The organism is Luteitalea sp. (assembly GCF_022842525.1).
Taxonomy (GTDB): domain Bacteria; phylum Acidobacteriota; class Vicinamibacteria; order Vicinamibacterales; family Vicinamibacteraceae; genus Luteitalea.
The window spans coordinates 1-11,145 of the sequence record NZ_JALHPM010000197.1 but is presented as its reverse complement, the minus strand read 5'-3'; the positions used below and the strand labels follow the sequence as shown (position 1 = coordinate 11,145).

The following is an 11,145-nucleotide window of genomic DNA, read 5'->3' as shown; positions in this document are numbered from 1 at the left end:
ACGACCGCGCCCACCTCGCCCGCGCGCTGGACGCCGCCGTGGCGACCGGCTGGCCCGTCGTCGTCGTGGACAACGCGTCGTCGGACGGCACCGCCGAGTACGTGCGCCTGCGCGTGCCGGAAGCCCAGTTGGTGGCCGCCGATCGTAACCTCGGCTTTGCCGGGGGCGTGAACGCCGGCCTGCACGAGTCACACACCCCCTGGGCCGTCATCCTGAACCCCGACATCGTCCTTACGCGGCACGCCGTCCAGCGGATGCTGGACGCCGGGATGGCCGGGGCCGACATCGGGGCCGTCGGGGCCCAGCTGGTGGGCGCCGACGGCGCGCCCCAGCCGACGTACAGCCTGCGGCGCTTCCCCACGCTCGGGACGTGGGCCGCCGACCTGCTGCTGCTCGACCACCTGTGGCCGGACAACCCGGCGTCGCGGCACTACCTGGCGACCGACCTCGATCGATCCCGTGACCAGGACGTCGAGCAGCCCGCCGCCGCCTGCCTGTTGATTCGCCGCACGGCCTTCGACGCCGTGGGCGGCTTCGACACGCGCTTCCACCCGGCCTGGTTCGAGGACGTCGACTTCTGCCAGCGCCTGCGCGGCGCCGGCTGGCGGATCCGGTACGTCGCCAACGCGGAGGTCTCGCACGAGGGCGGCGTCGCCATGCGCGCGCTCGGGCTCGGGTCCTTCGCCACCATCTGGTATCGCAACCTGCTGCGCTACGTCGGCAAGCACGGGACGTGGCCGGCCCGCCTGCTGATCCGGCCGCTGATCGTCGCCGGCATGCTCCTGCGCGCCGCGCTCAGCCTGCTGCGCCGACGCCCGGCCGACGCGCGCGCCTACCTGAAGGTCATCCCTCTCGCATTCGAGGCGTAGCGGACCGATATACTTCGGCTCGACACGATGCGAGTCGCCGCGCTGTTGACTGCCCTCGTCCTGCTGGCCCCCTCGTCGCCGCCCCGGCCCGCGCTGGACGCCCAGGACCGCAGCGCCTTCGTCGCCTGGTTCACGTTGCTCGCCGACGCCCAGTTCTACCGCCCCACCGCCGACGTGATCGACTGCGCGGCCCTGGTGCGCCATGCCGCCCGGGAAGCCCTGCGCGAGCACACGCCCGAGTGGCACCGCCGGATGGCCATTCCAGGCGGGCACGCCCGACCCGAGTTGCGCGTCCACCTCGCGGCCGCGGGCGACAGCCTGCCGCTGTTCCGCATCTCCGACACGACACCGGCACGCTACGCCGAGTTCGCCGATGCCCGCACGATCCTGCGGCTCAACGCGTCCCTGGTGAGCCGCGACGCGGCGGCCGCGCGACCGGGCGACCTGCTGGCCTTCCAGCAGGCCGGGCAGCGATTGCCCGAGCACCTGATGGTCTTCGTGGGGCGGTCCGCCTTCGAGGCCGACCGCTCCGACTGGGTCGTGTATCACACCGGCCCCGACACCCTGACGGGCACGCCCGGCGAGATGCGCAAGGCGTCGCTTGCCGATCTCCGGCAGCACCCGGCCCCTCGCTGGCGCCCCGTCACCGGCAACCCCGCGTTCCTCGGGGTCTACCGCTTGAGGATTCCATGAGCATCTACTCGGCCGGCAGGCGACTCGGCAGGGTCGCCCTCCTGATGACGATGGCGCTGACGATGGCCACGACGGCGGCCGCGCAGGAGGCGGCACCGTCGTCCCGCCCCGCGGAGCAGCCCGCGTTCTCGCTGTCGAGCGGCGAGATCTTCACGAGCAAGGCGGCGCCGTTCGTGACGCTCACCTTCGAGCGGGTCGGGTCGATCGACTTCCGCGTCTACCGGGTGGCCGACCCTGTCGCCTTCTTCGCCGGGCTCGAGGATCCGCACATGCTCGGCAGCGAGGCGTACACCGTGCCGACCGAGCAGACCTGGCTCGAGCGCCTCGCCTCCTGGAAGGCCGGCCGACGGGCGGACCTGCAGTCGTTCCTGCGTCGACAGAGCAGCCGCGAGTACCGCGCCCAGCGCCGGGCCGGCGCCGACAGGGCCATCGTCCAGCGCCGTGTGCAGCTCGGGCTCACGGCGTATGCGCAGATGCCGCTGCTGAACGACAAGCAGGTCGTGGCGTCGTGGCGCGAGATGCTGCCGCGGCTGGCCGACGCCGACGTGCGACGCATCCCGATCGAGATCACCACGCCCGGCGTCTACCTCGTCGAGGCCGTCCACGACACGCAGGTCGCCTCCACCATCGTGATGGTCTCCGACGTGGCGCTCGTCACCAAGGTGGCGCCCGGCACGCTCCTGACGTATCTGGTCGACCGGATGTCGGGCACGCCGACCCCCGGGTGCCAGGTCACCGCCATCGCCGACGCGGCGACCATCGGCACGGCAACCACCGACGCCCGCGGCCTTGCCGCCCTGCCCCTCGGCGAGGTGACGGCCGACGACCTGATCACCGTGGCGCGCTGCGGCACGCAGATGGTGGCCAGCACGCCCCCCACCTACGGCCTGCAGGGCACGGCGGCGCGCAATTTCATCGCCCACGTCTTCACCGATCGGCCCGTCTATCGCCCCGGTCACGTCGTCAAGGCCAAGGCCATCCTGCGCTGGCGGACGGGCACGGCCATCGAGCCGTTCGACCAGCCCGCCGTCGAGATGACGGTGTCGGACCGGACCGGGCGCGTCATCCACCGCGTGCGGCGCGACGTGGACGAGTTCGGCGCCGTGGACACGGAGCTCACGCTGCCGGCAGGGGTGGCGCTGGGCCTCTACACCGTCGAGGTGCGCTCGGGCGACGCGAGCGGCAGCGGATCGTTCGAGGTCGAGGAATACCGCAAGCCGGAGTTCGAGGTCAGCGTCACGCCAGCCGTCAGGTTGGCCCGCCAGGGCCAGACGGTCGACGTCGTCGTCACGGCCCGCTACTACTTCGGTCAGCCGGTCCGCAACGCGACGGTGAAGCTGGTGGTGCAGTCGGGGCCGTACTACTCGCCGCTGCGATGGGTGGACAGCGACAGCGAGGAAGAGGGCGACGGCGGCGGCTACTTCTACGGCGGCGACGAACTCGACACGCTGACCGCGACGCTCGATGCCTCGGGACAGGCGCGGTTCACGGTGGCGCTGCCCGAGAGCGACACGAGCAGTGACCTGCAGGTCCGCTTCGAGGCGCGGGTCAGCGACGCGAGCGATCTCGAGGTCACGGGCAGCGGCATGGTCGTGGCCACGTGGGGCGACTTCCTGATCGCAGCGCGGGCGACTCCGTCGGTGGCCAGGCCCGGCCTGCCGGTCACGTTGCGACTGCGGGCCGTCGACTACCGCGGCGGCGGTGTCGCCGGGGTGCCGGTGTCCGTGTCGCTCGTGCGCACCGAGTGGGATGTGACGTCCCAGGAGCAGCGTCGCGAAGTGGTGTCGACGACGACGGTCACCACGACGGCGGACGGACGCGCCACCTGGGAGACCAGGAGCCCGGCGTCGCCGGGCAGTTACCTGCTCGAGGCGCGCGCCATGTCGGGCACGCGCGAGGTCTCCGACAACACCTACCTGTGGGTGCCCGGGGCCACCGACGAGACCTACGAGAGCGACAGCGAGTCGATCGAACTGGTCACCGACAAGGGCACCTATGCCCCTGGCGAGACGGCAAAGGTGGCCGTCCGCGGCACCGCGCCGTCCACGCCGGTGCTGGTGACCAAGGAAGCGCGCACGCTGACCTGGTACGACCTGCGGCAGCCGACCACCGATGGCGTCTTCGAGGTGCCGGTCAGCGACAGCGACCTCGGCGACACGTGGGTGCACCTGCTCTACGTGAAGGACGACCGGATCTACGTCGCCGAGAAGAAGCTGCGCGTGCCGGCGACGACGCGGGCGCTGACGATCGAGGTCGCCGCGGACAAGGCGGTCTACCGTCCCGGGGAGCCAGGCGTCTACACGGTGCGCGCGCTCGATGCGTCCGGCGCCCCGGTGCAGGCGCAGATCGCCCTGGGCGTCGTCGACGAAGCCCTCTATGGCGTGCGCAAGGACACGACGGCCGATCCGCTGCGCGTCTTCTACCGCACCGAGTACAGTCGCGTGTCGACCGACTACTCGCGGCAGTACTACTTCATGGGCTATTCGGGCACGCAGCGGATGAAGCTCGCGCAGCGGCGACGCCCGCTGTCGCTGGCCGATTTCAAGGGCGACACGCCGGAGCGGCCGCAGGTCCGCAAGTCCTTCCCCGATGCGATCTACTGGAGTCCGTCGGTCGTCACCGGAGCCGACGGCACGGCCACCGTCACGGTGGAGTACCCGGACTCGCTGACGACGTGGCGCCTGACGGCGCGCGCCGTGACCCGCGAGACGCAGGTCGGCATGGCGGTCGCCCGCACCATCACCACGCGCGACCTGCTGCTGCGGGTCGTGCCCCCGCGCTTCCTGACCGAGCGTGACGAGGTCCGCCTCCCCGCCATCGTCCACAACTACCAGGAGGGTGGCGCGCAGGCGGTGACGGTCTCGATGACCGCCACCGGCGTGGAAGCGCGCGCGAGCGGGACGCAGACCGTCACGGTGCCGACCGGTGGCGAGGCGCGAACCGAGTGGGCGTTCGGCGCCACCACGCCGGGCACCGCGACGTTCACGGGCACCGCCACGGCCGCCTCGGCGAGTGACGCCATGGCGCTCACCATTCCCGTGCACCCGTTCGGCGCGCGTCGCGAGGTCGGGCTGTCGGGGTCGACGGCGGCAGGCGCGTCGCGCACCGTCGACCTGTCGATCCCCGATGCCTCCAATCCGCAGGCCCGCAGCGTCGTCGTCAGCCTGATGCCGTCGATGGCCGGCACCCTGCTCGGCGCGCTCGACGACCTCGTGAACTACCCGTACGGCTGCACGGAACAGACCGTCTCCAGCTTCGTGCCGAACCTGCTGGTGATGCGGACGTTGAGCGAGCTGCAGCTCGCGCCCTCCGAGCGGATGGGCCTGCTCGATCGCGTGTCACGCGCCGGGCTCGACCGCCTCGTCCGCCTGCAGCACGACAACGGCGCCTGGGGCTGGTGGAAGACGGACGACGACCACCCGTTCATGACGGCGTACGCGTTGTACGGGCTGCTGGAGGCGCGGGCTGCCGAACTGCAGGTGCCATACGATGCGCTGCAGGGCGGCACGACGGCCCTGGCCCGGCAACTGCTCGAGACGCCGGACATGGTGCCCGAGCTGAAGGCGTACGCGGCCTACGTGCTGGCCCGCGCTGCGGCCGCCGACGTGCAGCCGCAGCAGGACGGCTTCGCGCTCGACACCCTGGTGACCGAGCTGTGGGGCCGCCGCAGCGACATCTCGCCGTACGGCCAGTCGTGGCTGCTGCTGGCGTTGCACACGCGCAAGGACTCGCGCGCCGGCGAGCTGGCGGGCATCCTGGCGACACGCGCGCAGACGCGCGGCGACCTCGCGTGGTGGCCGAGCGAGAACGACCCGCTGCTCGGTGACTGGGGCGACGCGACGGCCGACGCAACGGCCGCGGTGGTGCAGGCGCTCGCCGCGGTGCGTCCGACCGACGCCCTGATCGACCCGGCCGTCCGCTGGCTGCTCGCCAATCGCCAGAGCGGCATGACCTGGGCCAGCACGAAGCAGACCGCGATGGTGCTGTACGGACTGCTCGGCGCGATGAAGGGCCGACAGGAGCAGCCCGCGCCCGTGACGGTGACCGTCTCGATGGCCGGCCAGACGCAGACCGTGGCCTTCACGCCCGAGGACTGGACGCGGCCGTTCCCCGCCGTCGTGACGCTGCCGGCCGCGGCGGGCAAGAGCGCCGTGACGGTGTCGACCGCCGGCGGGCCGGTGTACTGGACGGCCAGTGCGCGCTACTACGACACCTCGGCCGGTCTCGAGCGCACGGGCACGCGGAAGCTCGCGCTGAGCCGCAAGTACTTCTCGCTGGTGCCGGTGCGACGCGACGGGCGCGTGGTCTACGACGAGCGGCCATTCGCCGGGACGGCGGCTCCGGGCGACCTCATCCTCGTGCGCCTCGTGGTCGCCGGGTCGAACGACTGGCGCTACCTGATGATCGAGGACCCGCTGCCGGCCGGTGCCGAGGCCGTGACCCGACCCGACCTGCTCGAACTCGCCAGACCGCCCAACTGGACCTACGGGTCGCACCGCGAGTATCGCGACGATCGCGTGGCGCTGTTCCTCGACGCGTTGCCGGGACGCGCCGAGTTCGCGTACCTGCTGCGCGTGACCACACCCGGGCAGTTCCGGGCCATGCCGGCGCAGGTCACGCCGATGTACGTCCCGGGCGTGCATGCCTCGAGCGCCGCGCTGACGCTCGACGTGCCCAGCCCGCAGGAGCCTCGTCGATGATCGCCCCCGTGCTCAGGACCGCTCTCTGGATCGGCATCGTGGACGCGCTGGCCGGCGCGGCCCTCCTCGGGTTCCTCTACACGCCCGAGTCCAACGTGCTGATGCTCGCCCTGTCCGTGCTGCTCGTCGTGCTCGCGGCCGGCCTGTTGCTCGTGTCGTCGACCTCCGCCGCCCACGGCCTCGTGCATCGCCAGCCACCATGGGCCAGCGTCGGCGCGGCCGCCCGCCACCTCCCCCTCGTGGTCGTGGTGCTGGTGGTGCTCGGCGTGATCTGCGGGGGCGCCGGGTTCTTCGAGTCCTGGTGGATGGCGCGCGGCGGCGAGTTCGACGCCGCGGCCATCGCCGCCGGCGACATCACCCGCACCGGCTGGGTGCACAGCGCCGTCCACTGGATCGTCGTCCTCATCCAGTGGGTGCTGGTGCCGGCCTGGTTCGCCACGGCGCTGGCGTGGATCGCCGGCTACGACCGCCGGGACGTGCTGACGATGAAGTGGCTGACGGCCGGTCTCGACTGGCGGCTGCTCGTCGTCACGCTGCTCGGCGTGGCGTTGTGCGTGTGGCTGCCCTGGCGCTACGTGTACTGGCGGCCTCGGGCGCTGCCCGCCTCGGCGATCGAGGCCGTCTTCACCGGCGCGAAGCTGGCCGCGATGTACATGCTGTCGCAGGTGGCCTGGGCCCTGTCGCTGTGGACCGCCGCCCGCATGGTGCCGCCGCCGGCCGGTCCGCTCCCATGACGGCCAGCCTGCTCGTGCTGCTGTGGCTGCAGCCACCGACGGCGGTCACCACGTGTCGCAGCGTGGGCCTCGATCCGCAGCGCACCTGGCAGTTCGACAGGGCCGACGACGTGTGGCGCGTGACGCACTGGACGGGCGCGACGCGGACCCGGGAGGCGCGGGTGTCGCTCCCGGCGAGCGCCGCGGTGCAGCTGACCACGGCGGTCGTCAGCGTGAAGGCACGCACGAGCAACGGCGGCATCGACGTCTCGCTGGCGGGCACACCCGCCCGCGCCCAGCTCGACATCTACGTGAGCTACGAACTCGAGGTGAACGTCGACACGTCGTTGACGCCGGCCATCGACGACCTCAATACCGACGGGCCGATCGGCGTGACCTGCGACGTCGCCGCGCCACGCTGACGCGCACACACACAGTCCTCGGGACACGACGTGCCCGAGGCAGGGAGAGACACATGATCGACAGACGGGCACTGATGGGTTCGATGGCGGCCACCGCGCTGGCGGGCGCCATGCAGTCGGCAGGCGCGAGGCCGGTGCAAGCCGGCGCCAGGGGGCTGCGCGTGGCCCAGGCCAGCCGCTGGGTGGCCATCGGCGATTCGATCACGGACGCCGGCCGCGCCAAGCCGATTGGCGAGGGCCCCGGTGGACTCGGCACCGGCTACGTGCAGACCATGGATGCGCTGCTGCAGGCGTGGTACCCGGCCCGCCGCATCCGCCTGTTCAACGTCGGCACGAGCGGCCACACCATTCGAGACCTCAAGGCCCGCTGGCAGACCGATGTCGTCGATCTCCGGCCCGACTGGCTGTCGATCATGGTGGGCGCCAACGACGTGTGGCGGCAGTTCGATCGCGTCACGCAACCGGAACGCGGCGTGATGCCCGACGAGTACGAGCGGACCTACGACGAGGTGCTCACCGCGACGGCGCCGTCGCTCACGGGTGGGCTCGTCCTGATCACGCCGTTCTTCCTCGAACTGCGCACCAACGACCCGATGCGCGCCCGCATGGACGAGTACGGTGCCATCGTCAAGCGCCTCGCCGTCAAGCACAAGGCCATCGTCGTGGACAGCCAGGCCGCCTTCAACGTCGTCCTCGAGGACCTGCCGTCGGCGATGATCAACTGGGACCGCGTCCACCTCAATCACATCGGCGCGGCCGTCCTGGCGCGCGCCGTGCTGGCCGCGGTCGGCTTCGAGTGGGCGTAGCCGCCTAGGACTTCGGCTTCGCTTTCGGCGCGGGCGCTGCGGCGGCCGCGCCGTCGATCTTCAGGTCGGGCACCCCGAACTTGCCCTGCAGCGAGCGCAACTGCTCGAGGTCGATGGTCCCGATGATGTTGACCAGCGTCACGGTGCGGGCGTCGGACGACAGCACGGCGAGTCCGCCCGGCTTGTCGCCGTTGCGCCACAGGTAGATGGCCATGTCGCTGCCCTCGGCGGCCGACTTGGCGGCCAGCAGCCGCGACCACTGCCCCCCCGACAGCTGGCGCCGCACGCCATCGAGCACCGCCGGGTCGTACGCGCCGTCCTTGCCGTACGTGAAGCTCTTGACGTAGATGCCCTTGAGCGACGAGATCAGCGACTTGATCTCCTTGTCGTCCGTCCCGCTGGACATGAACGAGGCCGCCAGGCCGAGCAGTGCCTGATCGACCGAGACGTCGACGACGTCGATGGCGCCGGCACTGAGCCGGCTCATGTCGGGCAACTGCAGTTGCTGGGCACCCGCACGGTCCACACCGACCACCAGCGCCGCCACCACTCCACACAGCACGATCGTTCGACGCATCATCGGCGTCCGTCCCTTCCAGATGCCCCGCCGCCGACGGGCGCGGGTGCGGTGACCATGGGGCGCACCACCTTGCGGTGCGCGGAATTCAGCTCGCGGCTGGCGATCTGCAGGGCGAGCACGACCTTGGCGCGTGCGGCGAGCGCCTCGCGGCGGGTCTCGTACTCGCGATAGGCAAGGGGGCCGGCCAGCACCGCCAGCACGGTGGCGGCGATGGCCATCCAGCGCGACACGCGACGTGCAGGCCGTGGCGACACCGCCGGGGCCTCCCGAGCCAGGCGGGCGCGTACGCGCTGAGCGAAGCCGTCCGGAGGATCGACGGGCACGAGGGCCCGGCGCAGGCGGGCATCGGGATTCATCGGGCCGCCTCCCGCGTCAGGCGCGCGCGCAGCACGAGGAGGCCGCGGCGCAGGTGACTCTTCACGGTGTTCAGGGACATGTCGAGCGTCTCGGCAATCTCGGTCGGCGCCAGGTCGTCCATGTAGCGCAGCATCACGATGAGGCGCGCCCGAGGCGTGAGCCGCGCCAGGGCTCGATGCACCAACCGGTCGGCCAGGGGATCGGCGCCAGCCGGCACCACCTGGGGTTCGGCAATCTCGTCGAGCGAGCGCGGCAGGCGCCGCACCCGCAGCGTATCGATCACCCGATGGGAGGTCGTCCGCCGCAGCCAGGCCGCCAGGTGGGCCCCCGTCTCGATGCGCGGCAGCGAGGCATGCAGTTGCATGAACACATCCTGGGCGATCTCCTCGGCCAGCATCTCGTCCCGGACCCCATACCACGCGAGGCTGTAGACCTTCCGCTGATGACGACGGACGAGCGCCTCGAAGGCGTCGAGATCGCCTTGCCGTGCCGACAGCAGCAGGCGCTGGTCGCGGTCGGCCAGGGCCGGGTGTGTGAGGAGTGTGGCAGGGGCGTTCATGGCGCTCACCCTCGATATACGAGGCCAGGTCCCCCTCGGGGTGCAGGAAATCTCGCCGGGTGTCGTCGTTCAGCGCCACGCCAGCGTGCGCCAGGTCGACAGGCCGTCGGGCAGGGCGTCGATCACGCAGGCCGCGGCACGCGCGTAGCTGCCCTGCATGGCGTCCAGACTGCCCGGTCGCTGCACCTCCTGGTCGGAGGGACACGGCCCGGCGGGGCCCTCGCCGCGGGCCTCCCCGGGGAGCATCGGCCGGCCGATCGCGGCCGCCAGGCCTTCGGTCATCCAGGCCGGCGCCGCGACCAGGACGGGCGCCGTGAGCACGTGCACCAGCTCATGGCGGAGCGTCGGGCGCAGCGCCTCGGGGGTGAGGCGGGCGCCCGGTCCGGGCGACAGATCGATGCGGCAGCGGCCGTCGCCCCCGACTCGCGTACTGCCCGCGGTCCACCAGGCGCGACCGCTGGCTCGCTGGTACGCCTGCACGGTGGGATGCACCTCCACCACGACGTCGCGTGGCGCCGTGACCGCAAGCGTCAGGCGCAGGTCAGCCAGCATCGCCTGGACGTCCGCGCGCAGGCGCGGCGCCTCCGCCGTGAGCGCCGACGGCACGCGCAGCGTGACGCGATCGCCGCTCGCACGCAGCGCCGCGCCCGGGACATACGTCGCGAGGATCTGCGTCGTCGATGCCCCCCGCGCGGCCTGGACCGCCGCGCCGCGCACGCACAGGCCCGCGCCGTGCCCGATGCCACGCCCCGAAAAGCGATAACCCCGCCCCGTCCGCGTGATGTCCCAGGCATGACTCTTCACCACGTCCCAGCCGAGTCGACGACCGACCACGTGGCGGAAGGTCGTGGCGTCGATGTCGGCCGGGGTCAGCCCCTCGAGCGCCACACGCGCCGGCAGGCCCTCGCGCGTCCGCGCGGCGATGTGCACGTCGCGCAAGACATCCCCACGATGGCCAGCCTCGCGCAGCGCGGCGTGCAGCGCCTCCGCGTCGACGTCGCTGCGCCACGCGCGCACCTCGTGTTCGTTGGGATCGCGACCGATGCGGGTGATGTCGGGCGCCTCGCCGCCCCAGAGGTCGCGCGGCGACGACAGCACGCCGCTGCACGAGGCGGAGTACGGCACGGCCACCGTGTGCCCGCCTCGCGCCAGCACGACGCCTCGTGTGCGCCGCGTGGCGGCGCGACTCCATGGCGTCGCCGGCCCGAGCACCTGGCAGTGCGTCGTCTCGCAGACGTCGTACCCGTCGCGCGCATGTCGCCGCTCCGGCGCGGTGGCGTAGCTGCGTGCGGCGATCGCGAGCGCGTCGAGGGCCGCGGCCGGCAGGTCGGCGGCACCCTCGGCGGCCACCACACCCGCCACGTAGTTCTCGAGCGGCAGTGCGTCGACGCGCGCCGCCGCGCCCACGACGATCTCGCGCACGCGGCCCACCCGCACCGCGGGCTC

Annotated in this window: 10 protein-coding genes; 6 read left to right on the top strand and 4 right to left on the bottom strand. The window is 72.2% G+C overall.

The features are described 5' to 3' along the window. From Q0C41_RS26040 to Q0C41_RS26015, 6 genes are all read left to right on the top strand, one after another. Nucleotides 1-869, top strand: an 869-nt coding sequence (locus Q0C41_RS26040) for a glycosyltransferase family 2 protein (RefSeq protein WP_291988957.1), incomplete at its 5' end; no start/stop codon positions are given. A 27-nt stretch (nt 870-896) separates the two neighbouring features. Next, on the top strand, nt 897-1,562 hold the full coding sequence (locus Q0C41_RS26035; RefSeq protein WP_291988955.1) for a DUF1175 family protein: 666 nt from the start codon (nt 897-899) through the stop codon (nt 1,560-1,562). After that, nucleotides 1,559-6,262: an MG2 domain-containing protein gene (locus Q0C41_RS26030; RefSeq protein ID WP_291988953.1), complete on the top strand. Its 4,704-nt coding sequence runs from the start codon at nt 1,559-1,561 to the stop codon at nt 6,260-6,262. The genes Q0C41_RS26035 and Q0C41_RS26030 overlap by 4 nt, the downstream gene beginning before the upstream one ends. Further along, nucleotides 6,259-6,996 (top strand): hypothetical protein, encoded by a 738-nt coding sequence (locus Q0C41_RS26025; RefSeq protein WP_291988951.1) that lies wholly within the window; start codon nt 6,259-6,261, stop codon nt 6,994-6,996. The genes Q0C41_RS26030 and Q0C41_RS26025 overlap by 4 nt, the downstream gene beginning before the upstream one ends. Then, the gene (locus Q0C41_RS26020; protein WP_291988949.1) at nt 6,993-7,397 is read left to right on the top strand and encodes a hypothetical protein; all 405 of its coding nucleotides are present in this window, start codon (nt 6,993-6,995) and stop codon (nt 7,395-7,397) included. The genes Q0C41_RS26025 and Q0C41_RS26020 overlap by 4 nt, the downstream gene beginning before the upstream one ends. Nucleotides 7,398-7,450: 53 nt before the next feature. After that, entirely contained in the window at nt 7,451-8,203 is a 753-nt protein-coding gene (locus Q0C41_RS26015; protein WP_291988948.1) for an SGNH/GDSL hydrolase family protein, read from the top strand. A gap of 4 nt (nt 8,204-8,207) precedes the next feature. Here the strand turns inward: Q0C41_RS26015 and Q0C41_RS26010 are convergent, their stop codons facing one another. From Q0C41_RS26010 to Q0C41_RS25995, 4 genes are all read right to left on the bottom strand, one after another. Beyond that, nucleotides 8,208-8,783, bottom strand: coding sequence for a DUF4252 domain-containing protein (locus Q0C41_RS26010; RefSeq protein ID WP_291988946.1), 576 nt, complete (start codon nt 8,781-8,783; stop codon nt 8,208-8,210). Continuing rightward, a complete protein-coding gene (locus Q0C41_RS26005; RefSeq protein ID WP_291988944.1) occupies nt 8,780-9,139 on the bottom strand; it encodes a hypothetical protein in 360 nt (119 codons plus the stop codon). Before Q0C41_RS26005 ends, Q0C41_RS26010 begins: the two co-directional genes overlap by 4 nt. Beyond that, a complete protein-coding gene (locus Q0C41_RS26000) occupies nt 9,136-9,699 on the bottom strand; it encodes an RNA polymerase sigma factor (protein ID WP_291988943.1) in 564 nt (187 codons plus the stop codon). The genes Q0C41_RS26005 and Q0C41_RS26000 overlap by 4 nt, the downstream gene beginning before the upstream one ends. A 69-nt stretch (nt 9,700-9,768) precedes the next feature. Next, nucleotides 9,769-11,145, bottom strand: a 1,377-nt coding sequence (locus Q0C41_RS25995) for a SpoIID/LytB domain-containing protein (RefSeq protein ID WP_291988941.1), incomplete at its 5' end; no start/stop codon positions are given.

Coding starts and splice junctions, on each gene's coding strand:
- Q0C41_RS26010 (WP_291988946.1), bottom strand. CDS start 8,783: ATGATGCGTCGAACGATCGTGCTGTGTGGAGTGGTGGCGGCGCTGGTG.
- Q0C41_RS26035 (WP_291988955.1), top strand. CDS start 897: ATGCGAGTCGCCGCGCTGTTGACTGCCCTCGTCCTGCTGGCCCCCTCG.
- Q0C41_RS26030 (WP_291988953.1), top strand. CDS start 1,559: ATGAGCATCTACTCGGCCGGCAGGCGACTCGGCAGGGTCGCCCTCCTG.
- Q0C41_RS26005 (WP_291988944.1), bottom strand. CDS start 9,139: ATGAATCCCGATGCCCGCCTGCGCCGGGCCCTCGTGCCCGTCGATCCT.
- Q0C41_RS26020 (WP_291988949.1), top strand. CDS start 6,993: ATGACGGCCAGCCTGCTCGTGCTGCTGTGGCTGCAGCCACCGACGGCG.
- Q0C41_RS26000 (WP_291988943.1), bottom strand. CDS start 9,699: ATGAACGCCCCTGCCACACTCCTCACACACCCGGCCCTGGCCGACCGC.
- Q0C41_RS26015 (WP_291988948.1), top strand. CDS start 7,451: ATGATCGACAGACGGGCACTGATGGGTTCGATGGCGGCCACCGCGCTG.
- Q0C41_RS26025 (WP_291988951.1), top strand. CDS start 6,259: ATGATCGCCCCCGTGCTCAGGACCGCTCTCTGGATCGGCATCGTGGAC.